At 61.5% G+C, this 24,585-nt stretch carries 25 protein-coding genes and 2 pseudogenes; 10 read left to right on the top strand and 17 right to left on the bottom strand.

Annotation, left to right across the window (positions count from 1 at the left end; all coding sequences use genetic code 11):
• Nucleotides 1-78: 78 nt before the first annotated feature.
• Entirely contained in the window at nucleotides 79-453 is a 375-nt protein-coding gene (locus BBJ66_RS11745; RefSeq protein ID WP_071087120.1) for a GFA family protein, read from the top strand.
• A gap of 33 nt (nucleotides 454-486) precedes the next feature.
• Here BBJ66_RS11745 and BBJ66_RS11740 read toward each other — a convergent pair.
• Nucleotides 487-1,238, bottom strand: a pseudogene (locus BBJ66_RS11740) (polysaccharide deacetylase family protein).
• Nucleotides 1,235-2,329 carry a glycosyltransferase family 4 protein gene (locus BBJ66_RS11735; RefSeq protein ID WP_049732596.1) on the bottom strand — a complete coding sequence of 365 codons (1,095 nt, stop codon included), beginning with the start codon at nucleotides 2,327-2,329 and terminating at the stop codon, nucleotides 1,235-1,237. Before BBJ66_RS11735 ends, BBJ66_RS11740 begins: the two are co-directional and overlap by 4 nt.
• 180 nt (nucleotides 2,330-2,509) lie before the next feature.
• On the opposite strand from BBJ66_RS11735, the gene BBJ66_RS11730 reads away from it, so the two are divergent.
• The 5 genes and pseudogenes from BBJ66_RS11730 to BBJ66_RS11715 all read left to right on the top strand — a co-directional run bounded on the left by BBJ66_RS11730 (nucleotide 2,510) and on the right by BBJ66_RS11715 (nucleotide 6,770).
• Nucleotides 2,510-4,228 (top strand): adenylate/guanylate cyclase domain-containing protein, encoded by a 1,719-nt coding sequence (locus BBJ66_RS11730; RefSeq protein WP_049732597.1) that lies wholly within the window; start codon nucleotides 2,510-2,512, stop codon nucleotides 4,226-4,228.
• On the top strand, nucleotides 4,228-5,106 hold the full coding sequence (locus tag BBJ66_RS11725) for an FkbM family methyltransferase (RefSeq protein WP_049732598.1): 879 nt from the start codon (nucleotides 4,228-4,230) through the stop codon (nucleotides 5,104-5,106). Before BBJ66_RS11730 ends, BBJ66_RS11725 begins: the two co-directional genes overlap by 1 nt.
• A gap of 237 nt (nucleotides 5,107-5,343) precedes the next feature.
• The gene (locus tag BBJ66_RS34585; protein ID WP_128146172.1) at nucleotides 5,344-5,733 is read left to right on the top strand and encodes a hypothetical protein; all 390 of its coding nucleotides are present in this window, start codon (nucleotides 5,344-5,346) and stop codon (nucleotides 5,731-5,733) included.
• Nucleotides 5,734-5,735: 2 nt separating this feature from the next.
• Nucleotides 5,736-6,008 (top strand): annotated as a pseudogene (locus BBJ66_RS11720) (FkbM family methyltransferase); the annotation flags it as partial.
• A gap of 114 nt (nucleotides 6,009-6,122) precedes the next feature.
• On the top strand, nucleotides 6,123-6,770 hold the full coding sequence (locus BBJ66_RS11715; RefSeq protein WP_244511658.1) for an alpha/beta hydrolase: 648 nt from the start codon (nucleotides 6,123-6,125) through the stop codon (nucleotides 6,768-6,770).
• 195 nt (nucleotides 6,771-6,965) lie between these two features.
• Here the strand turns inward: BBJ66_RS11715 and BBJ66_RS11710 are convergent, their stop codons facing one another.
• Nucleotides 6,966-7,937: a quinone oxidoreductase family protein gene (locus tag BBJ66_RS11710; RefSeq protein WP_071087118.1), complete on the bottom strand. Its 972-nt coding sequence runs from the start codon at nucleotides 7,935-7,937 to the stop codon at nucleotides 6,966-6,968.
• Between the two features lie 69 nt (nucleotides 7,938-8,006).
• Here BBJ66_RS11710 and BBJ66_RS11705 point away from each other — a divergent pair, with 69 nt between their 5' ends.
• A complete protein-coding gene (locus BBJ66_RS11705; RefSeq protein WP_071087116.1) occupies nucleotides 8,007-8,900 on the top strand; it encodes a LysR family transcriptional regulator in 894 nt (297 codons plus the stop codon).
• Nucleotides 8,901-9,011: 111 nt separating this feature from the next.
• On the opposite strand, the gene BBJ66_RS11700 is transcribed toward BBJ66_RS11705, so the two are convergent.
• Complete coding sequence (locus BBJ66_RS11700; RefSeq protein ID WP_049732603.1) at nucleotides 9,012-9,923, bottom strand: ankyrin repeat domain-containing protein; 912 nt, start codon at nucleotides 9,921-9,923, stop codon at nucleotides 9,012-9,014.
• A 78-nt stretch (nucleotides 9,924-10,001) separates the two neighbouring features.
• On the bottom strand, nucleotides 10,002-10,481 hold the full coding sequence (locus BBJ66_RS11695; RefSeq protein ID WP_071087114.1) for an Lrp/AsnC family transcriptional regulator: 480 nt from the start codon (nucleotides 10,479-10,481) through the stop codon (nucleotides 10,002-10,004).
• Between the two features lie 86 nt (nucleotides 10,482-10,567).
• Here BBJ66_RS11695 and BBJ66_RS11690 point away from each other — a divergent pair, with 86 nt between their 5' ends.
• Nucleotides 10,568-11,515: a DMT family transporter gene (locus BBJ66_RS11690; protein ID WP_071087112.1), complete on the top strand. Its 948-nt coding sequence runs from the start codon at nucleotides 10,568-10,570 to the stop codon at nucleotides 11,513-11,515.
• Nucleotides 11,516-11,595: 80 nt separating this feature from the next.
• Here the strand turns inward: BBJ66_RS11690 and BBJ66_RS11685 are convergent, their stop codons facing one another.
• The 9 genes from BBJ66_RS11685 to BBJ66_RS11645 all read right to left on the bottom strand — a co-directional run bounded on the left by BBJ66_RS11685 (nucleotide 11,596) and on the right by BBJ66_RS11645 (nucleotide 19,459).
• Nucleotides 11,596-12,492, bottom strand: a complete 897-nt coding sequence (locus BBJ66_RS11685; RefSeq protein ID WP_071087110.1) for an RDD family protein — start codon at nucleotides 12,490-12,492, stop codon at nucleotides 11,596-11,598.
• Nucleotides 12,489-13,565 carry a stage II sporulation protein M gene (locus BBJ66_RS11680; RefSeq protein ID WP_071087108.1) on the bottom strand — a complete coding sequence of 359 codons (1,077 nt, stop codon included), beginning with the start codon at nucleotides 13,563-13,565 and terminating at the stop codon, nucleotides 12,489-12,491. Before BBJ66_RS11680 ends, BBJ66_RS11685 begins: the two co-directional genes overlap by 4 nt.
• Entirely contained in the window at nucleotides 13,565-14,884 is a 1,320-nt protein-coding gene (locus tag BBJ66_RS11675) for a DUF58 domain-containing protein (RefSeq protein WP_071087106.1), read from the bottom strand. Before BBJ66_RS11675 ends, BBJ66_RS11680 begins: the two co-directional genes overlap by 1 nt.
• Complete coding sequence (locus BBJ66_RS11670; RefSeq protein WP_071087104.1) at nucleotides 14,885-15,841, bottom strand: AAA family ATPase; 957 nt, start codon at nucleotides 15,839-15,841, stop codon at nucleotides 14,885-14,887.
• Complete coding sequence (locus tag BBJ66_RS11665; RefSeq protein ID WP_071087103.1) at nucleotides 15,828-17,102, bottom strand: hypothetical protein; 1,275 nt, start codon at nucleotides 17,100-17,102, stop codon at nucleotides 15,828-15,830. The genes BBJ66_RS11670 and BBJ66_RS11665 overlap by 14 nt, the downstream gene beginning before the upstream one ends.
• Nucleotides 17,095-17,847 carry a hypothetical protein gene (locus tag BBJ66_RS11660; protein ID WP_071087101.1) on the bottom strand — a complete coding sequence of 251 codons (753 nt, stop codon included), beginning with the start codon at nucleotides 17,845-17,847 and terminating at the stop codon, nucleotides 17,095-17,097. The genes BBJ66_RS11665 and BBJ66_RS11660 overlap by 8 nt, the downstream gene beginning before the upstream one ends.
• A gap of 3 nt (nucleotides 17,848-17,850) precedes the next feature.
• Nucleotides 17,851-18,294: a DUF805 domain-containing protein gene (locus BBJ66_RS11655; protein ID WP_071087099.1), complete on the bottom strand. Its 444-nt coding sequence runs from the start codon at nucleotides 18,292-18,294 to the stop codon at nucleotides 17,851-17,853.
• A gap of 206 nt (nucleotides 18,295-18,500) precedes the next feature.
• Nucleotides 18,501-18,932, bottom strand: a complete 432-nt coding sequence (locus BBJ66_RS11650; RefSeq protein WP_071087192.1) for a DUF805 domain-containing protein — start codon at nucleotides 18,930-18,932, stop codon at nucleotides 18,501-18,503.
• Between the two features lie 47 nt (nucleotides 18,933-18,979).
• Nucleotides 18,980-19,459 carry a class I SAM-dependent methyltransferase gene (locus BBJ66_RS11645; RefSeq protein WP_071087097.1) on the bottom strand — a complete coding sequence of 160 codons (480 nt, stop codon included), beginning with the start codon at nucleotides 19,457-19,459 and terminating at the stop codon, nucleotides 18,980-18,982.
• A 124-nt stretch (nucleotides 19,460-19,583) separates the two neighbouring features.
• On the opposite strand from BBJ66_RS11645, the gene BBJ66_RS11640 reads away from it, so the two are divergent.
• Nucleotides 19,584-20,753 (top strand): DUF3095 domain-containing protein, encoded by a 1,170-nt coding sequence (locus BBJ66_RS11640; RefSeq protein WP_049732606.1) that lies wholly within the window; start codon nucleotides 19,584-19,586, stop codon nucleotides 20,751-20,753.
• A gap of 36 nt (nucleotides 20,754-20,789) precedes the next feature.
• Here the strand turns inward: BBJ66_RS11640 and BBJ66_RS11635 are convergent, their stop codons facing one another.
• The 3 genes from BBJ66_RS11635 to BBJ66_RS11625 all read right to left on the bottom strand — a co-directional run bounded on the left by BBJ66_RS11635 (nucleotide 20,790) and on the right by BBJ66_RS11625 (nucleotide 22,732).
• A complete protein-coding gene (locus BBJ66_RS11635; protein ID WP_071087095.1) occupies nucleotides 20,790-21,062 on the bottom strand; it encodes a Txe/YoeB family addiction module toxin in 273 nt (90 codons plus the stop codon).
• A 1-nt stretch (nucleotide 21,063) separates the two neighbouring features.
• On the bottom strand, nucleotides 21,064-21,315 hold the full coding sequence (locus BBJ66_RS11630; protein WP_049732608.1) for a type II toxin-antitoxin system Phd/YefM family antitoxin: 252 nt from the start codon (nucleotides 21,313-21,315) through the stop codon (nucleotides 21,064-21,066).
• Between the two features lie 79 nt (nucleotides 21,316-21,394).
• Nucleotides 21,395-22,732 (bottom strand): nucleotide sugar dehydrogenase, encoded by a 1,338-nt coding sequence (locus tag BBJ66_RS11625; protein ID WP_071087093.1) that lies wholly within the window; start codon nucleotides 22,730-22,732, stop codon nucleotides 21,395-21,397.
• Nucleotides 22,733-23,225: 493 nt separating this feature from the next.
• Here BBJ66_RS11625 and BBJ66_RS11620 point away from each other — a divergent pair, with 493 nt between their 5' ends.
• Nucleotides 23,226-24,569: an adenylate/guanylate cyclase domain-containing protein gene (locus BBJ66_RS11620; protein ID WP_049732610.1), complete on the top strand. Its 1,344-nt coding sequence runs from the start codon at nucleotides 23,226-23,228 to the stop codon at nucleotides 24,567-24,569.
• Nucleotides 24,570-24,585 lie beyond the last annotated feature (16 nt).

Raw genomic sequence — 24,585 nt, 5'->3', positions numbered from 1 at the left:
GCTTGAGCTTGCCGGGGAACAGATCCCGAGCCAGACCGTTTTCTCGGCATCGTTAGATCCTTGAAACGGATATCAGCCATGACCGTAATTTCCGGACAATGCCTTTGCGGGCAGGTGCACATCGCCGTTCGCGACGAACCTATTCGCGTTGGGATCTGTCATTGCATGGACTGCAGGAAGGAAAGCGGGTCGGCCTTCACCTTCTATGGGATCTGGCCCGCCGGCCAGTTCGAACATTCGGGGGAAACCGGCGCGTTCCAAGGCCGGCATTTCTGCACCGGCTGCGGTTCGCGGCTGTTTTCCGTCGATGGCGAGGAGGCGGAAATCAAGCTCGGCATCCTGTCCGAGGCGCCGACGCCGCTTGTTCCAGGCTACGAACTCTGGATCAAGCGCCGCGAGCCGTGGCTGCGGCCGGTCGAGGGCGCCGAGCAGTTTGAGGAAGACCGACGATGAGTGGGGACATCGGCGACCTTCCGATGGCAAGCCTCACGGCTTGAGAAGTGCCGATGCCGCCGACCAGTGGACGGCAGGATGCCGGCCGGTCGCCGTAAACAGGGCCGACAGGAAATCCCAGGCGGCCGCGTCATGCACCAGATGGTGGGTGAGCACGCCGATCGGCTCGTCGCTGCCGGCAAACCGGTCGCGCAGCTCCGCCACCAGCTCGGCCACCAGCTCCGCCTCGCTCCGCCCGCCGCGCGTGCCGTGCCAATCGATGATATCGACATGGGTGTTGAGAAGCGGTATCGGCCCGCCCTGCCTTGCCCGCCCATAGACCGAAAGCGCGGTAAAACCGAGGTCCGGCAGCGCCGGGATGAGGGTGGCGTCGATCCGGTTCCACGGCGGCACCAGCACCGGCAGGAAGCGAGCCGGATGGAGCCGCTGCAGCAGCCGGACCCCCTCGCCCAGCTCGCCGAGCACGATTTCCGCCGGCCGGTCGCCACCGAGTTCCTGCTTTTTCCGCTCCGGCCCGGCATGGTTCGTATGCGACCAGCCGTGCACCGCGACGCTGACACTGCTTCTTCCGCCAGCCGCGCCGCCAGTGCCTCGCCCGTCAGGCCGGGAATGACGGCAAGGGTCAGTGGGACCTCGTTCTCGCCCGACGATGCCAGCAGCCTCTCCAGATCAGGCGTCGGCTCGATCGCATCGTCGTCGCGCAGCCAGAAGCGGGCCACGCGGCCGGCGGCCTGCCAGCGGTCGAGTTCGCGGCGCAGCGGCTCCCAGCTCGTCCTGTCGGTCATTGCCTTACTCCTGTTGCCGCATTGGCTCGCAAAATTCCGTCCAGCCGCTCGGCCGCAATCGCCAGCGAGCGTTGATCGAGCACGAAGCTGCGTGCCGCCTGCCCCATGGCGCCGCGCCTCTCCCCGTCGTCCAGCAGGGCAGCCACGGCCGCGGCATAGGCGGCGACATCACCATCCCGTGTCAGCAGGCCGGTCACCCCAGCCTCGACCACCGCAGGCACCCCTGCCGTTTCCTGCGCGACGACGGGCAGGCCGGCAGCCTGGGCCTCAAGATAGGCAAGGCCGTAAGCCTCGCCGCAGCCCGGCCAGACATAGAGGCCGCCGCGCCCGAGCAGGCCGGCAATCTCAGCCCCATCCCGCTCTCCCAGCCACTCGATGCGGTCGGCGGGAACGGCGGCAAACAGCGCCTGCACCTCCCGGCGCATCGGGCCATCGCCGATGACGGCAAGCGTCCAGGGCCGGTCCTCGATCAGCCGCAGCGCTTTTGCAAGCATTGCATAACTCTCCATCTTGTCCCCTGCCCGCATCATCGCCACCACCATCAGACGCAGCGGATCGGGCGCCGGCGACACCGTCTCGAACAGCGCCGTGTCGATGAAGGGGTTCAGACGAGCAAGCCGCGCCTGCGGAAAGGCGGCCGCAAGCCCGGCGTCATCGCGCCCGGTGAAGCTGATATTGACCGCCGCCTGCAGGATTGCCGCGCCCACGCGCTTCTGCTGAGCCGCCCAGCCGGTGCTGTCGCGTTTGGCCGCATAGGAGGCTTCGGCGGTGACATAGGGAATGGCGAATTCGGCGGAGATCACAGGCCCGAACGGATCGGGCGATTTGTAATAGGGATGGTAGCAGAACCAGAGATGGGGCCGCGGCACTGATGCCCATTTTTTCCGCAGCCGCTGCAGCTCGGCAGCGATCGCCGGTTCGAGCACGGCTGCGGCTTCCGGTGTCGCGGCATAGGTGCGGAATTCCGAGACGACCTCGACCTCATGGCCGGCAAGCTCCAGCGCCCGGATCAACAGCCGCGCCATCAGCCGGTCGCCCGACGGCACCGGATGGTTCGGCGATTTCATCGGCGCGTAGAAAGCCACCCGCATGCATAACCCTCACATGAAGACACAGTGTTTCCAACCGGCATGGCCGCGGGCGAAACTCCGCTATTGTCCATTTCCCTAAAACTTGCGCATAAGCATATGGAATGTGATCGCGATGGAAGCAATTCCGCCTCTTTCTCAATTTCTATGAGCCTGCGGTTGCATCGACAAGAACGGGAATGAATGACGACGGTCTCGGCCACAGGGATTTTTTCGGAGCGTACGATCAGAAGGGCGAGGCTCGGTTCCGGCCTCGTCATTTTCGTCTTCGTCCTCATGCATTTGTCGAACCATGCGATCGGCCTGATTTCAGTCTCCGCCGCCGATAAAGCCGCCCGGCTGTTCATGGCGATCTGGCGCAATCCTCTCGGGACCGCCATTTTCTATTCGTCGGTTCTCACCCACATGGCGCTGGTGCTGCGCGCCATCTATATGCGCCGCAGCCTGGTCATGCCAAAGGGCGAGATGGCGCAGATCGTGCTCGGCCTGCTGATCCCGCTGCTCCTCATCGATCACGTCATCGGCACGCGCATCGCCCACGAACTCTATGGCTATATCGATGACTACGAGACGGTCGTCGGCTCGCTGTGGATCAGGGCGCCGGCGAACGGCTTGCGGCAGGCATTCGGTCTCGTCGCCGTCTGGATCCACGGCTGCATCGGCCTGCATTTCTGGCTGCGCTACCGCCCCTGGTACCCGGGCCTGGCGCCGCTGCTGCTGGCGCTGGCGATCCTCGTGCCGGTGCTCTCGCTGCTCGGCTTCGTCGAAATGGGCCGCACACTCGCCGACCCGTCCTATCAGCAGGCAATCGCCAACAGCCCCTATAAGGCGACGGTCAATGCCCGTTACGCCTCGAACCCGGAAGTCCACCGTGAGGTCTCGACAATCCGCGCCGGGCTCTACGGCGCCTTCTCGGCCTCGCTGCTGATCGTCGTCGCCGCCCGCGCCCGGCGCAAGCTGAAGGAGCGTCTCGATCAGGTCGCCGTGCATTATCCGGGCGGCGAGGTGATCCGTGTGCCGCGCGGCTTCTCGGTGCTGGAGGCAAGCCGGCTCGGCGGCCTGCCGCATTATGCCGTCTGCGGCGGCAAGGGCCAGTGCTCCACCTGCCGGGTGCAGATCCTCGGCGACTACGAAAATCTACCTGTCCCCGACAAGATGGAGCAGACGACGCTGAGGCGCATCAATGCCGGTCCGGATGTGCGGCTTGCCTGCCAGCTTCGCCCGAACCGCGATGTCGCGGTGGCGCCGCTGCTGGTGCCGGCGCTCGAAGCGACCCTTCCCGTCAACAGCCAGGAGACCAGCCCGGGGCGCGAGCGCGAGATCGCCGTGCTCTTCGTCGATATCCGCCATTTCACCACGCTGACGGAAACGCGCCTGCCCTTCGACGTCGTCTTCCTGCTGAACCGCTATTTCGCCATCATCGGCAAGGCGGTGGAGCAGGCAGGCGGGCGGCTCGACAAGTTCATCGGCGACGGCGCCATGGCGCTCTTCGGCCTCAACACCGCGCCGGAAGAGGCCTGCCGTCAGGCGCTCAAGGCGGCCGCGGCGATTGTCGCCGAGATCGAGAAACTGGCCGCCGAACTCGCCGAGGAACTGGCGCTGCCGCTGCGCATCGCGATCGGCATTCACACCGGCCCGGCCGTGGTCGGCACGATGGGCTATGGCCGGGTGCGCAGCATGACGGCGATCGGCGATACCGTCAATGTCGCGAGCCGGCTGGAAAGTGCGGCCAAGGAATTCGAAGCGGCGATCGTCATCTCCGAGCCGGTGGCGACGCTTTCCGGCGCCGATCTTTCCGGCATCGAAAGCCGCGACATCAGCGTGCGCGGCCGCGCCCTGCCCTTGAAAGTCTATGTCATTCCGAGAGAGAAAGCGGCAGAACCGCTCGAAGGAAAAGACTGATGCCCGGCACACCGTGGCTGACCGCCAAATATTGGAGCCGCCGGCTGCGCAAGGCGCGTAATGCCGCCGCCTCGCGCTTCTTCGACACCCGTTTCGGCCGGCGGCTGCTGATCGAAAATATCGGCCCGCGCGTCGTCTCGATGACGGTCGATGCCGGCGACCATCTGATGACTTTCTCGCCTTCCGACTATATCGGCCGCAAGGTCTTCCGGAAGGGCCATTTCGAGCGCGACGCCGTCGACCGGCTGATCGCCATCCTGCGCGAGCGCGGCCTGCTGAGAAAAGACGCGACGCTGCTCGAGATCGGCGGCAATATCGGCACCCAGACCGTCTATTTCGCCTTGAGCGGCACCTATGCCGGGATCGTCAGCATCGAGCCCGACCCGCGCAATTTCCCGCTGCTTGAACTCAACATCCGCCAGAACCGGCTCACGGAAAAGGTCCGCCTCGTCAATTGCGCCGCCGGCGAGAGTGAAGGCGAGATCGACTTTTTTTTGAACCGCAACAATCACGGCAAGAGCAGCGCCCTCCGCCAGAGCCCGACCGACAGGAAGATCAGCGTGCCCGTGAAGCCGGTCTCCGAGATCCTCGCCGGCCTCTCGATCGACCCTGGAGCAATCGGCCTCGTCTGGATGGATATCGAAGGCTATGAGCCGGTCGCCTGCCGCTCGATGCAGCCCCTGCTTTCCCGCCGCGTGCCGCTCCACATGGAGTTCACGCCGCTGTTCTATGGACCAGAGGGAACGAAAGCCTTCATCTCCATGCTTGCCGGCTACTACGAGGACTGCCTCGTGCTGTTCGAGGACCGCGAGGTGGAGATGAAGGTGCGCGATCTGCCGGGGGAGTTTGATCAGTATAACGTGCTGTTTTTGCCGTAGAGCGAATTTTGAACGGGCTGCAACGTATTGATTAAGAGCGGCCCAGATTGGGGTAAGCGTTATGGGCATCCGGACATTCCGCAATTGTTACAGATGTAGATGCTGCTGGCAACATAACAAGATCCGTATACGCAAGCGATTACGGCATTAAATCGTCAAACCGGGGATCGATTCAATATAAATTATCGACCTTTCTTAATATCATTACTACAACTGGGACGAATCTAGGTTTGGACAATGATAATTGCGAATTTACTCAAGACAACCTCAGCAATTCTTGTTGGAACATTCGCAGGATATTTTTTCAAAGCTTACCTTTATCATAGGACTGCAGAATACCCAAAATGCATCATTGCTGACAACGGAACACTAAAGTCTGCGACCGGCGGGCCAGTAATCGAAGTTGGAGAAATTCCCGACGCCGTTATGGTTGGGTACATTTTTGACAAAACCTGTGGGGCAGACCCCGTGATCGATCAAACGATAGCTCTCGCTTATCTTCAACAAGGCGGAAGGGTCTCCTTGAAAGAGACCGCGATAATACTATCGGAATCAAAAGCCCGCGGGTACGTTGCCTTGCAATCCCTTATAGAAAATACTGAAAGGCAACATTCTGCCGAACCGTGAGCGACCCTGAAGCAATCGGTTTCGTCTGGATGGATATCGAAGGCTACGAGCCGATCGCCTGCCGCTCGATGCAGCCCCTGCTTTCCCGCCGCGTGCCGCTCCACATGGAGTTCACGCCGCTGTTCTACGGAGCCGAGGGCACGAGAGCCTTCATCTCCATGCTCGCCGTCTACTATGAGGATTGCCTCGTCCTCTTCGAGGACCGCGAGGAGGAGATGAAGGTGCGGGATCTGCCGGGGGAGTTTGATCAGTATAACGTGCTGTTTTTGCCGTAGAGGCGGCTTCTTGTGTCATTGATGCCGTCCACCACCTTACGGCATTGGCCAAGCAATCGTTGCAACGCCAGTAAACTTCCTGACTTTCGCAACTTGGTAGAGTTCAGAAGCAAAATGCGCTTGTTTTCCTGCGTCCTCGTTTTTCTCGCTTATATGTTTGACAATGCTCATGCTGCATCCCGGCAGCAATTCACCGTACCGACGCCGGGCGGCCGGATCCTGGTCGAGAGCTTCGGGAGCTGCGCGAAGACAATATGCCCGGCTGTTCTGATCTTGAGCGGCAGCAAGGGCTTTGCAGCGGCCGCTTATGATGAGACTGGCCAGACGTTCCGGGCTGCGGGTTTGAATGCCTATCTCGTTCATATCCTGTCGGCAGCCGACCTCGACACTATCGCAGCAGCGAGCAGCGCACGGGCGCGGAGCGATTTTTATGCGCAACGGTTGCCGGAGTGGACGTCGGCCGTTCAGGCCGTGGCCGCCTATGTTGAGGGGCAATCGGGCCACGGCGGCAAGGTAGGCGTTCTCGGAATCTCCCTTGGCGCGCAAATCGCTTCGGCCGCTACGGTTGGACGCGCCGATATAGACGCCCTGGTGCTGGTCGATGGCGGCTTCCCGAACGGCTATTCGCAGCCTGTCCGTTCATTGCCGCCCTTGCTGCTCATCTGGGGAAGTGCTGATCGTACGTTTCCCTTGTCGATCGGCCGAGAACTGCAACGGACGGCACAACGGCTTGGAAGGGCCTGTTGCCCTCGATGTTTATGAAGCCGGCGCGCACGATTTTTTCCTGAGATCGACAAGCCCAAACGCTGCGACAGCACGCCAGAACGCAGCCGATTTCCTGGCATCGCAGCTGTCGCGATAGTTCCGACCTCCGATCTGATGTCGGTTCCGTGCTGTAGGCGGACACAACGGTGATCGCATATTGTCATCGCCAAACACACCTTTGCGCCCCATGCGCTAAGGTATCAGCAAAATACTGCCTGCGGCCCGCCCGGACTCCAATTCGATATGTGCTCTTGCAACATCTGCCAGGCTGAATTCCGCGGCGATCTGGCAGACGATCCCTGCTTCCATGGCCTCGACTGCCGCCTGCGCCGCCTCGTGGTATCTTGCGACATCGGCGCACCAGGCCATGATGCTCGGATGAGAGAGCGACTTGCCGGGCCGAAGCTCCTCGACCGGAACCGGTGGGACCGGACCGGCGGCTTGCCCGATGGTCACAGCCATCCCGAAGGCCCGGACCGAACGAAGGCTTTTGACCAGCATATCGCCGCCAATTCCGTCAATGGCGACGTCAACGCCGTTGCCATTCGTGAGCCGTTGGACCTCGGCGACGATATCGGCCCCTCGCCCGACGACGAGATGATCCGCGCCGAAGGACTTGGCGAGCACTGCCTTTTCGGGACTGCTGACGGTGCCGATCACCGTGACATCGAGCGACTTGGCCCAGCGGACGAGGATGCTTCCAAGCCCACCGGCGGCGGCGTGGATCAGAATACGACTTCCGTCGCGAACATCGCACGTCTTCTTCAGCAGCATGTAGGCCGTCATGCCCTTGAGCAACGAGCTCGCAGCCGTTTTCGCCGAAACCGCGTCGGGAAGCCTGATCACTCTTTCAGCGGCAATGGTCCTTGTCGTGCAGTAGGCTCCGACCGGCGGCCCCGCATATGCCACCCGGTCGCCCTCTTGCAAACCCGTCACGTCAGGACCGACCGCTGCCACGACACCGGCAGCCTCGGCACCGATCACGGCCGGATAGGAGGGCATCGGATAGATACCCTTGCGATGATAGACGTCCAGGAAATTGGTGCCGATCGCTTCATGACGAATTTCTATCTCGCCGCGACCGGGAGGAGCGGAACGATGATCCTGTACCTGAAACCGGCTGACGTCGCCTGGGGCATTCAACGTTATGATCTGATCTGTCATCGTTCGATCTCCTTGATGCGCACAGGCTAGCGGCTGGCCAAGCGTGTGAAAATTCCCTATTGTTTCACAATGAATGGGAGAAAATTCACACAACTCGATTGGGACGACCTGCGGCATTTTCTGGCGCTGGCACAATCGGGAACGTTTTTAGGCGCAGCAAAGCAGCTCGGCGTCGAGCACGCGACCATAAGTCGGCGCGTCTCATCGCTTGAAGCAACGCTCGAACGCAAGCTCATCGACCGTCGCGGGCGGCGCATTCTCCTCACTCTGGAAGGCGAGAAGGTTGCCAGGCATGCAGCTGTCATTGCCTTGCAGACTGCCGCGGTCGAGCAGATTGGGCGCAGCAGCGCGACGGAAGTGCGCGGACATGTGAGGATCAGTGCCCCGCCCGCTCTTTCGAGCGTGCTTCTGGCAAAGCCGATCGTGGCGATGCGGCGAGATCATCCGGGTGTGCAGATTACGCTTGTTGGCGAGAAGCGGTTTACGTCGTTGAACAGGCGCGAGGCGGACATCGCGATCCGACTGTCAAGACCGGAAGATGGCGACTATTCGATCACCAAGCTCCAGGAGCTGACGTTCAACCTCTTCGCTTCGAAGCGTTACCTCGAAACCGTTGCACCGTCCGAATGGACGTTTATCGGCTACGATGAAGCGATGAATTCCTCGCCGCAGCAATTGCGTCTCAACGAGGTGGCCGCCGGCCGCCAAATTGCGTTGCGATCATCCGTTCTGGAGTTTCAGGTCGCGGCCGCAAGGCTTGACGGGGGTGTCGTCATGCTGCCCGAGTTCGCGGTCCCTTTCGATCTTCAGCGGATCGAGGGCGAACATGCTCTCGTACGGGAACTATGGTTGGTCGTGCACGCGGAGATCAAGGACGTTCCGGCTGTTCGTGTCGTCCTGGACGCGTTGAAGAACGCGTTCAAAAAGAAGCCTCATGCCGACCCGCCCCGTTTGTCCGAGTAGATCACGATATCGGCCGGGAACGGAAGATCGGCCTTGCACGCGTCGCCGCATTGACAGGAACGGCAGCGACGCGGCGACATCCTCACGGGGCGTGGGCGCTGCGCGCGCTATTCACGGCAGCGGCGCCGGCGTGTCGGCGAGCGTTCTGAGATAGGCGATCACATCAAGCCGATCGGCTTCGTCAGGTGCGCCGCGGATTTCCATGTCGACGCCAGGCGTTGTCAGAGTGGGACCGGCGAGAAAAATATTGAGGTCCTCATACGTCCAGGACCCCTCCCAAGCCGACAGCGTTTTGGAGTAGCCGTCGAACTTGGTCGAGGCCTTGTCGCGTCCGACGACATTCCACAGATTGGGTCCCCTGGTGGGTCCACCTTGCGCACGGATGGCATGACAGGAGGAGCAGTTGGGGGCAAAGAACGCCGCGCCCTTTGCCGGGTCGCCTTTCGCCAGCTTCGCGGAAATCGGCTCGGGTTTCAGAATGGTGACCCCATGTTCCAGCAGATAGGCGGCGATGTCGGCATGATCGTCGTGCTTTGCAAGATGGTAGGCCGTCACAATGGCCGGGAGACGGGCGGGGTCGCCGCGGGTCCAAACGGCGTTGACGTCTGCGCCCGCTTCCACGAGCAGCTTGACGCAATCGAGACAGCCGTTCGCGACCGCGAAGTGCAGCATGCGTTCGCCCCGCGCGGCGGCATTCGGATCAGCACCGTGCGCCAACAACAGCCGCACGAGGTCGACGGCGTTGGTCAGGACGGCGCCGGTCAGCGGCAGGCCCATCGCCGACGGATTGTTCACACCCGCCCCGCGCTCGATCAGCAATTCCACGACTTCGGGATGGCCGCTACGAATTGCCAGGAACAGAGGCGTGGCTCCCTTGTCCTGCTCCTCAATGTCGGCGCCGGCATCGAGGGCCGCCGCGATGGCCGTCACATCGCCGCTCTTGACCGCCTCGTGAAGCGGACCGCCATGGGCGGTTAAAGCAGCACTCAAATAGATGAGAAGGCTTCCGATCAGCTCACGCATCTGGCTCTCCCCCGGCCAATACGGTGACTGAAAATTATATATCCGATCAGCCTCATCGGCCAGCACAACCTAACCCTGCTACAGGGGCGGCAGGCGGCGTTTGACAGAAGTGCCCTTGATGACAGCCGTGCTGGTGACGGCGTGTTCGGAGAGAGCTTCGAGAACATCGTCCATCTGCTCGATCGAATGGACGACCAAGCGGGCCAGGAATGGATCGTCGCCGGTAATCTTGTCGCATTCGACAAACTCCGGGCGCTCCTGAATGAGCCTTTCGACCAGGTGCAGCTTGCCCGGTAAAGGCCTGATCCTCACCATGGCCCGTATCTGATAGCCGATCGCACGCGTATCCACGTCAACGGTAAAACCCCGGATAACACCGGTCGCCTCCAGCCTGCGAACGCGCTCCGAAACGCTCGGCGCGGACATGCCAACGAGGCGGGCAAGCTCGCTCATCGACAAGCGGGCATCCGAATCGAGCGTTGCCAGAATGCGCGCGTCGGTCTCGTCCAGGGTCGAGTTTCCAGATTGAAGGTTATGCGGTGCCTTTGCCTTTGACATAGAGAGGAAGTTAATCGCTGATCCTTTGCTTTTCCATATAAAACTGCCGGATCACATCGCATGATCGTCACCAAAAGGAGATCATCATGCTGCTTGGGATCATCGCCGGCCTTACGACTTGCGCATTGTGGGGGCTGACGTTCGTCGCCCCACGCGCCGTCGCGCCGTTCACGGCATGGGATTTGACCATTGCCCGCTACGGCATCTTCGGTCTTGCCTGCCTGCTACTGATGATCGATCGACGGTTTCGGCCTGCCGGAATGGCGCCGTCCCGGCTTCTGGTCGGCCTGCTTCTCGGGGGCGCGGGATATGTGGGATACTTTGTCAGCGCCGCCTTCGCTGTCCAGTTCGTGGGCGCTGCTATTCCACCTGTCATCATCGGCACCATGCCGGTGTTTCTGGCGATTATCGCCAATATCCGTGACCGCTCCGCACCATGGCAGGTTCTCGCCTTGCCTTTGATGCTGATCGTGGTCGGGGTAGCGATCGTCAATGTCGCGACGATCCACACAGCAGATCCATCTATCAAGGCGACAATCACTCTCGGCATCCTCGCCAGCTTCGTGGCGCTTGCGATCTGGATCGTCTACGGGTTGGCAAATGCGGCCGTGATGCAGTCAGCCGACGCGCCTGACGGGCTGCAATGGACAGGGCTGCAAGGCATCGGCGCGGCGATCGGCAGTCTGTTCCTGTTGCCGCTGGCGTCGTTCGATCTGGTGGATACGGCGTCTATTTCCGAGGTCTTGCGTTTCGCCGGGTGGGCGTTGCTGATGGGGCTGGCCGGTTCGTGGTTTGCGACCTGGTGCTGGGTGATCGCGTCACGTCTTTTGCCGCTGGCCCTCTCCGCCCAGCTCATCGTTGCGGAAACGGTGTTCGGCCTCGCCTACGGCTTCCGTTTCGAGGCGCGATTGCCGTCTTCTGCGGAGGCGATTGGCGCAGCATTACAGTTTGCCGGCGTTTGTGCTGCCGTCGCAGTGTTCAGCAAGCCACGGGCTCTATCCAAATTATCTCAAAGCCCTGCCGCAAAAATTTGAGTTTTGCGACAATAAATCCGAGATTTTTCAGCGACGGCCGAATCTATCACAAAAACTAGAGATTCCGTGCCGAAATCGCCTCACACAAGCCTCTTCGCCTCTGCCCGCGTATGCTCGTGATACTTATTCTCCCGCAGCGTTCCGAATAGCTTCAAGCTCTCCAGATGCTCGCGCTGGGCGCGGTAGAATTCGTTGAGGAAGAGCAGTTCCTGGCCGGGCTTGACGGTGTCGGGATAGCGGATCCTTCGGGTGATGGTGCGCACGATCTGGACGATCTCTTGGCTCTGGGGGTTCTTTGTCGTGTCGCGAAGCACGTCTTCCAGCGTCTGCAGCTCATATTTGCCGTAAACATCGAGATGCTCGGGCAGGAATTCGAACTCCGGCTGCGCGGCGGCGGTGGGTGCGGACAGCGCGAGGTCGGACAAAAGCACGGAGCGCGGATTGTCGATCACCAGCGTGCCGGCGATGATGTCGCCGAGCCGTTGCCGGCGCCGGTTGGCGAGGGGAACGATCACCACCACCAGAAGCCAGGCGCTCGTCAAAGCGATTTCCCAGCCCGACTGCGTGGCGACCGATGCCAGAAGGCTCATCGGGCCAAATATCTCCACCTCTTTCATCAGGTTGCGCGCGGTCACCTGGTGCGGCGTCAGCCGCCGGCCGCCGGCATTGATGACGCGGATGCCGGTTATCTTTTTTCCGGGCGTACGCCCGTTCCAGATGAGCTCAGAGAGAATGTAATAGGGGGTCCGCACCAGGAAGCCGAGCAGGACGATCAGCATCGCCTCGACGTTCGAAGGCAGGATTCCTGTGAAAGCGATCAGGAAGGCGCAGATGAAGATGAGGATATTGGTGAAGATGATGTCGAGGATTTGCGCGCCGAGGCGGCTGCCGATGGAGCCGATCGCGAAAGTGATCGGAACCCCTTCGGGCGGGATGAACCGTTCGACGCGTTTGCTGTCCTGGACTGACTGGTTCATCGCACAGGCTCACTCGAAACTTTGCTGTCGCGGCCACTAAACAGCAGCCAGCCCACCCAGAAAAGGCCCATGCCCCAGCCGACGGCGAGGCGCCAGATCGGATCCTGTATCAGCTGGCGCAGGAAGCCTTCGATGAAGGCCGCCACGATCAGCATCAGCGCCGCCAGGATCGCGAGCTTGACGGCATCATGCCCCTGGTGGCGCAACGCCTCCCTGCGCGTTCGTTCACCCGGCAGAAGAACGGCAAGGCCAAGCCTTGCGCCGCCGGCACAGGCAATGGCGATGGCCGCAAGCTCGGTCACGCCGTGGATCGAAAGCCAGCCGAACACCTCGTAACCCAATCCCTTGCGGGCAAACATCGCGAAGAAGGCGCCCAGGATCAGGCCGTTGTAAAAGGTCAGGATGAAGCTCGGCAGCGACACGAAAATGCCGAGCGTGAAAATCAGCACGGCGATGGTGGTGTTGTGGGAAAACAGAAAGGCGGAAAAGGCGGCCAGCCTGTCGCTGTCATGCCCTTCATTGCCATAGATCGTCGAGCGGAGATATTCGGCCGATGCGTCCGGGGTGCGCTGGTCGGCCAGCCCCGGCGGCACCAAGGTATAGAACCAGCTCGGGTCGCTGTTGCAGAGCTTGTAGCCGGCAAGCGCGCCCAGAACCAGCGCCAGGAAACCGATGAACAGAGGTAGCGCCGATCGGCGCACTGCCTGCGGGATGCCCTGCACCAGCAGCCGGGTGAGCAGGCCGCCGAGGCTTTCCTGCGGCGCATAGACGACCAGATAGGCCCGGGCGCAGAGGCTTTCGAGATAGGCGATCAGCGCGCGATCGAGGGAAATGTCGCGCGCCACGCTCAGCGAGTTCATCGCCTGCCTGTAGCCGCCGGCGAGATTGCGGACCTCGTCATAACCAAGCGCTGCCGCGCCACCCTTTTCGGCCCGCGTCACGAGGTCATCAAGCTGACGCCAGTGCGCTTCACGCTCCACCCGGAAGCGCGCCGAGCGAAGCATATCGGTCTGGATGGCGTCGATGTTGACCGCCCCGCCCGTATCTCTCCTGTCGCCGATACCGATATCCATCATATCATCTCACGGGATTTGATTTCGATGTAACGCGCAATGAGATCCGAAGTCAGTGCCTCCGGCGTGCTGTCGAGGCAGAGTACGCCGAGACGCGCCAGCTTTTCCATCACGGCGCGCCTCTCCTGCAGGATCTGGCGCGCTGCCACGGAGCGGGCGACGGCGTCCAGCGTCACCTCCTCGGGTTCCGTCAGCTTTGCCAGCATCGGATCGCGCAGGGCGACGTAGACGATGAAATGATGCCGGGCGAGCACCTGGATGTTCTCGATCATCAGTTCCGCCGTGATGCTGTCGACGAAATCGGAGAATATCACGATCAGCGACCGTCGTTTCAAACGCCCGGACAGATGTGTCAGTCCCAGCGTATGGTTGCTCTCCTGGGTTTCGTAACTGAGCTCGGCGCACATCGTCTGCAGCCGCGGAAAGGCCGTTCTCCCGGGCAAGGCCGGCACGAACAGGCGCGGACGGCTGTCGAAACTGTAGAAACCCACGAGATCGCCGGCAAGTCCCGCGGCCCAGCACATGGCCAGCGCCGCGTTGATGGCGCGATCGAGTTTGGAGAAGCCGCCGAGCTGTTCGGCCATCAGCCGCCCGGAATCGACGCACAGGATGATCTGGTGGTTTCGTTCGGCCCGCATTTCGCGCACGACAAGATTGCGCATCCGGGCGGACCGCTTCCAATCGATGCTGCGCGGATCCATGCCGCTGGCAAATTCACGCAGCTGATGGAATTCCGATCCTTCGCCGCGCAACCGCAGATCCTTCTGGCCGGCTTCCAGCGGCAGGATCTGGGTCTTGACCGCTCCCGACAGCACCGGCGATATGTCGGGCAGCACGGCGATCTCTTTTCCCACCGGCATGCGCGCGACCATATCGAGCAGCTTCAGCCGCGATGGCCATTTCAGCCACAGCTCATGGACCGCGTATCGTCCGCGCCGCGTCAGATGAAGATCGAAGGCGGCACTGGTCTGTTCTTCTCCCGCGCCCAATGTGCCACTCGCCAATCTGCTTTCGCCGACGGCAAGCTCGGGCGCGCAATCGAGCCGGCTCTCGATATTCCGAGGCACCGCACCCTTCTGCGGCCGGATGGCGAGCGTAAACGCGGCGGTGTGGCCGACAAAGCCTTGCGGCGGCAGATCGAATTCCACCGTCATCCGGCCAGACAGGGCCGACATGACCAGATCGCCTGCCGTCAATGCCGCAACCGCGACCCACAGGCCGATGAGGAGGTAGCCCATATCGTGCCACCACACGCTGACGAAAACCGTCACCGCCGCCAAAATCAGAACAAGCGCGATCAGATACCGGGATGGCCGCATTTAACGGGGCGCATCCACGCGGTTCATGATGTTGCGCAGCACCTCGTCCGGTGTGCGGCCGTCGATTTCGGCCGAAGGCGAGAGAATGATGCGATGGCGAAGCGCCGGCACCAGCAATGCCTGGACATCATCAGGCAAGCCGTAGTCTCGGCCCTCGAAGGCCGCACGCACGCGCACGGCGGCGGCCAGGGCGTCGGCGGCGCGCGTCGATGCGCCGTAGAGAATATCGGCATCGGAGCGGGTGGCGCGCACCAGGTCGACGACATAGGTCAGGATCGTGCCGTCCAGATGGATCGCATCGATCAGCGCGCGACCCTCGGCCAGCGCGCCACTGGTGACGAGCGGGCGGATGCCGGCATTGCGCATATCCGATTGCAGCGCCTGCTTGGCGTGTTTGGAGAGGATGGCAATTTCCGTATCGCGGTCGGGAAAATCGACGACGAGCTTGAACAGGAAGCGGTCGAGCTGGGCTTCGGGCAGAGGATAGGTGCCCTGCTGCTCGATCGGGTTTTGCGTGGCAAGCACGAAGAAATCCGGTCCCAGGGAATAATCGGTTCCGTCGAGCGTCACCATCCGCTCGTTCATCGCCTGCAGCAGCGCCGATTGCGTCTTCGGCGGAGCGCGATTGATCTCATCGGCCAGAAGGATATCGGTAAAGACCGGACCCTTGGTGAGGTGGAACTGATTGGTCTGGAAGTTGAAGAGATTAACGCCGAGCACATCGCCGGGCATCAGGTCGGGCGTGAACTGGATGCGGCGATAGACCAGCGCCATGGCGGCGGAAACCGACCGGGCGAGCAGGGTCTTGGCCGTGCCGGGCGGGCCTTCGACGAGGCAGTGCCCGCCGGCAAAGATCGAGATCAGAACGAGATCGATGATCGCATCCTGCCCCTGCACCACTTTGCCGATTTCGCCGCGAACGGTGGCGATAAGATTGCGAAATTCACCTAGATCCAAGGTCAAAGCTCCTCAGCGATTTTCTGAATGTCTCGAGATTGCGGTGCAGGTCTGCCCGCGTCATCACATGTCCGCGTTCGATCAGCGCCTCGGCTGCGGCGTGCAGGGCTTGCGCTGCTGCCTTGTCCTGTCGCGCCAGGCGTTGAAACAGCCGCGCTATACCGGCCTGATTGCCGGCTCCGGAGCCGAAGAGTAGCTGCGCCTTGTCGGCCAGCAGATGCAGCACGAACTGGCCGGCCATCCGCCCGTCATTGCCCGACAGGCGCAAGAGCCGCGCCATGGCGTCGATTGCGGCGGTCTTCGACAGCTCGATGTTTGCGGATGCTCCGCGCAAAGGCGGCCCGAAGCGATAGGCGCCCCGCCAGAAGCAGATCGCTGCGACGACGATCAGCGTTCCCCAGATGACCGACAGCGGGTAGGCGAAAAACCGCTTGAGATCGGAGGCAGAGCGCTCATAGGACTTGCCCTCGTCAACCGGCTTCTCGCTGTCCAGAGGCAGGCCGGCCGTATCCAGATAGACCGGCCGTTTTTCCGCTGCTCCGCGCAACAGCGTGACAAGCGAAGCGGCAAAGGAGGCGTTATCGGCCAGAGCCAGTCCATGATTGTTCAACAGGTCGGGATCCGACAGCAGATAGACTTGATTATGGTTCTCGCAATGGACGAGCAGCGCACCGGTCAGCGTGCCTGCAAGCTCCCTGCAGAAGGACGGCAGGCTCGCCAGATCGAAGGTTTGTGCGTGATACAAGGCAATGCTGATTGGCTGATCCGGCTTCAGGCGGGGATGTGCCTCTTCAAATCCCTTCTCGCTGCGATCGAGACTCAAATCTGAATAACCGATCCTGTCGAGTTCGCCGCGGATGTCGTCGAGATCAACCAGCCCCGCTGCGCTGGCAACACCATCGGTCGACACGCTGCCGCGCCATTTCGGCAAAATGATCAGCGTCGGCAGCGCGTAGCGACTTGATTCCTGGACTGAGTTTTCCGGCGCCGCCTCATCCGTTTCTTCGCCCGCCTTAGGTGCGACAGCCTCGCCTTGGCGTATCGACAGGGGAACGATGCGCAGCGAGATTTCCGAACTCGCTCGGGCGACATGCGGGTCGGATCGGATGACAGGGATTCCCTTGGCCTGCAGCCACAATTCCAATCCCTTGTTGCCGAGCGGCGAGCGGTCGAAATCGTTGCCCCGCGCCAGCCAGAAGAGTGCCAGCGCTACCAGCGCAAGCACCAGAACCAGGATTAAAACGGGGGCCGACTTACGCATGGGCCAACCTGCCCGTTGCAAGCAGGTCGCGCGCCGTCGTGAGAAGGACGCCGAAATGGTTTTCCGCAACGCTGCGGCCGCCGTAATGCACGAGTTCCACCGCAGTCAGGAAATTTGCAAGCCGCTCGCGCTCGGGCATATTTTTCGGCAGCCGGGCGAAAACGGCGCGTTCCGTATCGGCGCGGAAAAGCCGTGTTCCGGTGATATCCGCCGCATGCAGCAGGCAATGCCTGAGCAGCAGGACAAGCGCCTGCCGCCGATCCGCCATGGCCGCAATGCGCTGCAGGAAATCGTTCGGCTTTTCCTCAGCCTCCGCGGCTGATGTGCGCCAGCTTTCCGGCGCTTCGCCTTGCCGCTTCATGTCGCGGGGAGCCGATGAGAGCAGGACACCGCCATTGCCGAAGCGTATCAACAATCCGATGACCACGATGAGACCGACAAGCACGGCGGCAACCGCCAGTGGACCGCTGACGACCGGTTCTCGCGGGATAAACAATGGCTTGCGTTGCGGTGACGATGTCGTCGTATTCGATGCCGGTGCGTCTTTTGCAGAGGCGTCGCCATAGATCAGCGTACAGCGCAGGCCGTTCTGCAAGCACTGCGACGCATATTCGGCTCCGGCGGTGCTCCTTATAAGATCACCGCCCTCAACCTGCTGATTGCTGTCCTGCGCTTGCGCAGACGAAAAGGGAGCCGAGGCGACCAGGAACAGAGCCACCAGCAGGCCGGCGTTGCGGATGGTCATGCTTTAGGCAAAGACCTCTGCTCGCGCTTCGGGGCGCAGCGGATCGGGACCGAACTTGTTCGGACCTTCGGTGCCCGGGAGCACGGAAATGACAAGGATCGCAAGGCCCGCGACGATACCGACATAAGGAATAAAACTGAGGACAAAAATCGCGAGGTACCACCAGCCGGAAATATTGCGGTCATGGAAGCGGCGAACGGTCAGAGATATCAGCGGCAAGAAAACTGCGAGGATGGCCAATCCGCAGATGACCACAGCGTAGCTAACCGGTGACGCGGCTCCGCCTCCGCTGGTAGCGAAGGCGAGCACACCGGCCAGAAACCCAAGTACGAACAGCGCCAGAAAATAGAACAACATGAACCACCAATATTCCGAGCGGGAGGCCCTGCCGGAAAAGGTTGCGTATTTCTGCTTCAGAACAGTCCGAATAGCTTCAGTAAACCCCATTTTGAAATGCCCCGATTTCAGTTTGCAGCGCGGTGACCGACGATTTCGCCACCGTCTTGTTCCAATAGTTATTTCGGATGAAAAACAGCTACAATTCAAACGCAGAAATTGCAAGAAGTCAGCTTTGAACCGGTGCTCGCACATTTTCTGCACGGGCCTGCAGAGCAGGCCATTTGCCACCAGAGCGGGCCGATGTTGCTCAGGCTCTACGCAAAAACCTCTGCTCTCGCCTCGGGACGCAGCGGATCCGGCCCGAATTTGTTTGGCCCCTCTGTGCCTTTGAGTACGCTGATCACAAGGATCGCAATCCCTGCAATGGTACCGACGTAGGGAATTAAGCTGCCGATGCACAGCGCGAGATACCACCAGCCGGAAATGTTGCGATCGTGGAAGCGGCGGACCTGCAGAGATGTTAGCGGCAAGAAAATTGCGAGTATGAACAATCCACCAATGACCGCGAGAGCTTCAACCGGTGTCGCGGTTCCGCTCACGACGAGCCCACCGGCCAGAATTACGAGCACGAACAGCAACAGGGCAAGGAATAGCATAAACCACCAATACTCCGCGCGGGAGGCCCTGCCGAAGAAGGTTGCGTATTTCTGCTTGAAAATCGTCCGAACGGCTTCAGTGAGCCCCATTGAAACGCCCATTTATCGAGAGCAAAGAATGACTACCCCCTAATCGCTCATGTCCTCCGATACAGAAAATACCGCCCTTCCTTGATCCCCTCCGGCAGCGGCAGCGCCACCAGTTCCTCATGCTCCAGTGGCAGGCCGCTAACGGCGATGCCGTTGGGGGCGAGCACGCCGGCCATCAGTTGCGGCAGCCAGGTGAGCGTCACCGCGTCGATCTCGTCATGGCCGGTGCCGATATCGGCGTGGGCAAGGGCGGCGCCGATGCCGAGGAAGGCCTGGCCGGACTCGCGGATATTGCCGGTTACCATATCCTCCGCCGCCGGCGTCGAGGCCGAATAGGAGCGGACCTCCCAGTCGAAGGCGACAATGCGGCGGCCGGGGAAGTTTTCGCGCAGGTGATCATAGGTGCGGCCGTTGCCGAGGCCGAATTCCAGCACCGGGCCGTCGATTTCGCCGACCAGATCGATGATCGCGTTCAAAATGTCGCGCTGCGCCGTCAACCGGCGAATGAAGCTGTCGAGGCGGCTCATCCAATCCATATCCGTGATGAAAAATCGTCAGCGCGTGCTAACACATGAAACCTTGCCAAGTCGATTGCCGTAAATGGGAAATGGCGTTGCAGTGGCAACATGGGTCTGTGCTAAGCTGGATGACATGAAAACCGTGACCGACGAAGAATTCTTTGCCGCCGTGCCGCTGTTCAGCGCCTTCGAGGGCGTGACCGATGCCGCCAATTACCGGCCGCTGCCGGACGGGTGGGTGCTGGCGCTTGCCGATATCGTCGGCTCGACGCAGGCGATCGCCGGCGGCCGGTACAAGGACGTCAACATGGCGGGCGCCAGCGTCATTTCGGCTGTCCTCAATGCCGTCGGCAAGGGCGATTATCCCTTCGTCTTCGGCGGCGACGGCGCGCTGATCGCGCTTCCGGGCTCGCTGGAGCAGGCGGCGCGCGAGGCCCTTGCCGCCGTGCAGGTCTGGGTCGAGGAGGATCTCGGCCTGATGCTGCGCGTCGCCATCGTTCCGGTCGCCGACACCCGCGCCGAGGGTTTTGACGTGCGCGTCGCACGATACTCGGCAAGCCCGCATGTCACCTATGCGATGTTCTGGGGCGGCGGCACTAGCTGGGCGGAGAGACAGATGAAGCTCGGCCATTACGCCGTTGCGCGCGCCGCGGCCGGAACACGCCCCGATCTCACCGGCCTCTCCTGCCGCTGGAGCCCCATCGATGCGCAGAACGGCGAGATCGTCTCGATCATCGCGGTTCCCGGCGAAGGCCGGCCGGGCGAGGAATTCCGCGAGCTCGTCAACGGCATCGTCGCCATCACCGGCGAGCAGAACCGCGGCAGCCATCCGGTGCCGGCCGATGGCCCGAATTTCGCCTTCTCGCTGCACGGCATCAATCGCGAGGCCAAGGCCACAGCACCGGCCGGCCGGCGGTTGCGGCAGAAACTCATCATCGTCCTGCAGCTCGCCATCACCGTCGTCTTCCACCAACTCGGCATGCCGCTTGGCCGCTTTGATGCGCGCCGCTACAAGCGCGACGTCGCCGGCAATTCCGATTTCCGCAAGTTCGACGACGGTCTGAAAATGACGGTCGATGTCGACGCCGAGCACCTGAAACGCATCGAGACGCTGCTGGAAGCGGCGCGGGCCAAGGGCATTGCCCGCTACGGCCTGCATCGGCAGGCCTCGGCGCTGATGACCTGCTTCGTGCCGACGCCGATCTCGCGCGACCATATGCATTTCATCGACGGCGCATCAGGCGGTTATGCGGTGGCCGCGAGCCGAATGAGCGGCAAGGGGCTTTCGGCCGCACCGCTGTAACCGAGATCATCTCGATCACCTGCAATGCGCGAGACACTATTTTTCGTAGTGAAATCGGCACTGGATGACTTCCAGCTGCTGGTTGGAGCCCTTGTCTGTGACGCAATAGACGAGCCGATGCTCTCCGAGGATGCGCCTCGACCAAAACCCGGAGAGATCGCCTTTCAGTGGCTCCGGTTTGCCAAGCCCTTTAAAGGGTGACCTTTTTGTATCCTTGAGCAGTTCATTGATTTTCTCGACCATCTTCTGGTCGTTTTTCTGCCAATACTCGTAGTCTTCCCAGGAATTTGGGGTCCATAGCAACTTCATGTCAGAGAGTTGGATCGTTTTCGACCATCTGCCCCTTGCGAAGCTGTCCGATACTTTCGCGCAGTCGGGCAGAATTGGCAGGCGTCGAGAGCAAATGCAGAGTCTCCTGCATGCTCTCGTACTCGCTTTCGGCAATGAGCACCATTGCTTCTGAACCCTGACGGGTCACGAGCAACGGCGCCCGAGAAGCCAGCACCTGATCGAAATAGGTTGCGATGTTCTGCCGGAACTCTGTCAAACGAACATGTGCCATCACGCATTCTTTCTTAGTCACAGAATGTACAGATATATGTACATATTTCCGAGGAGTCAAATGCGTACACGCCTTTCCGTCACGCCTTGATGACGTGATCGGCCGAAAGACCGAGCCGGTTGAAGACGTTGCGAGTGTCGATGATCAGCGTAGCGCCTTTTGCCAGCGCCGCATAATCCACGCTGTCATGGTCGGTCGCGATCAGCACCGCATCGTAACCAGCGATGGTATCAGGCGCCAGCGCCACCGATCGGCGGCCCTTCAGCGCCTGATATTCGCGCGTCGGCGGGATCTCGGCGACGAAGGGATCGTGATAATCGGCCCGTCCGCCGCGCTCCTCGATGATCTCGATCAGCCGCAGCGACGGGCTCTCTCTTATATCGGCGACGTTCTTCTTGTAGGCGAGCCCGATCACCAGCACCCGGCTGCGGCTCAGCGCCTTGCCGGCGCGGATATCGAGCGCCTCGGCAAGTTTGCCGACGACATAACGCGGCATTGCCGAATTGATCTCGCCGGCGAGTTCGATGAAGCGGGTGGGCAGCTCGTATTCGCGCGATTTCCAGGTGAGGTAGAAGGGATCGATCGGGATGCAGTGGCCGCCGAGGCCGGGGCCGGGATAGAAGGGCATGTAGCCGAAGGGCTTGGTCTTGGCCGCGTCGATCACCTCCCAGACGTCGATGCCCATCGCCGCATAGACGGTCTTCAGCTCGTTGACGAGGGCGATGTTGACCGAGCGGAAGATGTTTTCGGTGAGCTTCACCGCCTCGGCCGTCGCATTCGAGGAGACCGGAACGACGGTCGAGACCGCCGCGCCGTAGAAGGCCCTCATCAGCGCCAGCGCCTCAGGCCCGTCGCCGGCGACGACCTTCGGGATGGTGGCGGTGTGATAATGCTGATTGCCGGGATCCTCGCGCTCCGGCGAGAAGCCGACGAAGAAATCCGAACCGGATTTCAGCCCGGTGCCTTCGAGAATGGCCTTGACGATATCGTCGGTCGTGCCGGGATAGGTGGTCGATTCCAGCACGACGAGCTGGCCGGGGCGCAAATGCTGGGCGATCGAGCGCGATGTCGCCTCGACGAAGGAAAGGTCGGGATCGCGATGTTTGGTGAGCGGCGTCGGCACGCAGATGATGATGACGTCGCAGGCGGCAAGACCGGCGAAATCGGTGGTCGCCTGGAAACGTCCCGCCTCGATCTCGGCGGCAAGCGCCGCGTCGCTGACGGCATCGATATAGGAGCGGCGGGCATCGAGCGCCACCATCTTGGAAGGATCGATGTCGAAGCCGGTGACCGCAAAACCGCTGCGCGCCACCGCCATTGCCAGCGGCAGGCCGACATAACCGAGCCCGATGACGCCGGCACGCGCCGCGCGGGTTTCGATCTTCTGCAAAAGCATATCGAAGGTGGAGGTGGCCAAGGCGGGATCTTTCAAACGGGGAAGTGGAAGCTGATCTAATGCATGATCGCGGTGAATTAAACCCGGACCTGAATCTTCGTTCCCCTCCCGATTCGCGCCGAAGGCTGCCCCTCACCCTAACTCAACCGGGGCCGGCAGGCGGATGAGGGGCAGCTCCCGCCGATCCCGCCTGAAAAATCCTTATCCGAGTGTGGCCGAAATGCCCCGGCACAATCCTTTGTTGCAACTTGAGCGCACAAAAAAATCCCGGTCCCATTGTTTCGCAATTGCAGCATCCCTATTTTGACTTTTGATAATGAACCACCGTGAAAGGACAACCCGTCCGGCCCTCCGATACGGGGAGCAGAGAGGTGCCGCTGCCGGGCTCTCGGCAGGTCGTTGACAAATAATACCGCTCGTACATCCTGATTTCCTTGTGACCTGCGCATGAAAATGTGCCGGCCGAGGGATTTTTTTCTCTGGGATGGCGTGCCTTATGAGGATCATACCGAGAATGAGCACGATCGAATCCAGCGTCTCCTCCATCCTGTTGGACCGGGTCGCTGAATGGCTGACGAACTCTTCGCTGGCCGGAGACGAGCTTGAAAACATCGTGCGCGGCTTCTGCGAAAGGATCGCGGCGGCCGGCCTGCCGATCGCGCGCGTGCATCTGACCTTTTCGATGCTGCATCCGCTCTATGACGCGCTGAGCTTCACCTGGCGGCGCGCCAGCGGCGTCACCATTGAGGGTTTCCGCATGCCGGCCGGGCAGAAGCCGGACCGTTTCCTCCAGAGCCCCTATTATTACCTGCTCGACAACAACCTGCAGCACATCCGCCGCCGGCTGATGCAGGAAGGGCCGGCCGAATTCCCGATCTTCGAGGACCTGCGCAAGGACGCCATCACCGATTACCTTGCCTTCGTGCAGCCCTTCGGCGACGGTTCGGTGCAGGGCATGATGGGCTCCTGGTCGACCGACCACCATAACGGCTTTTCCGACGACATGATCGATGCGCTGATCAGGATGCAGAATCATCTGGCGGTCGCCGCCAAGATGGCGGTGCTCGGCAAGCTCGCCAACAACATGCTGACCACCTATCTCGGCGGCGACGCCGGCAAGCGGGTGCTGAACGGACAGATCCGCCGCGGCGACGGCGAGACGATCCGTGCGGCGCTCGTCATGGGCGACATGCGCGAATCCACCATGTATGCCGAAAAGGAAGGCCGCCAGGCCTATATCGACACGCTGAACCAGTTCTTCGACGCGATCGCCGCCCCCTTCAACCGCAATGGCGGCGAGATCCTGAGCTTCCTCGGCGATGGCTTCCTCGCCGTCTATCCCTGCGGGCGCCACAAGGACCCGTCGAAAATCGCCTGCGAGGCAGCCCTTTCCGCCGTCCACCAGGCGCAGGCGCGGGTCGCCGAGCTCAACAGGGACCGCGAGGCGAAAGGCCTCAGCAAGGTCGGCTACGGCATCGGCCTGCATGTCGGCAACGTCATGTTCGGCAATGTCGGCCTCAAGGACCGGCTGACCTTCTCTGCCTTCGGCTCGGCTGTTAATGAGGTGCAGCGTCTGCAGATCCTGACCAAGAAATACGGCCGCGAGGTCGTCGCCAGCCAGGCATTCGCCGGCTACTGCGGCGGCGAATGGACGACGCTCGGCGAAGAGAAACTGCGCGGCATCCGCCAGAAGGTGACGGTGCTGCAGCCGCGCGCGCCAGCCCCCGAGATCAACGTTGAGGAAGGCTTCCGCGAGGCTGTTCAAAACGGGCTTTCCGAAGCCGAACAGGTCATTCTCCTGCACCGGGACGCGAAGAAACAGGTCGAGCGCACAACCATGGAGAAGTTCATCCAGTAAAACTCGAACGTCTGCC

Origin of the sequence: Rhizobium sp. RSm-3, from assembly GCF_001854685.1 — a bacterium.
In the GTDB taxonomy this organism is placed as follows: domain Bacteria; phylum Pseudomonadota; class Alphaproteobacteria; order Rhizobiales; family Rhizobiaceae; genus Rhizobium; species Rhizobium ecuadorense.
Note: the sequence above shows the minus strand (reverse complement) of the source record. Positions and strands in the feature narration are given on the sequence as shown.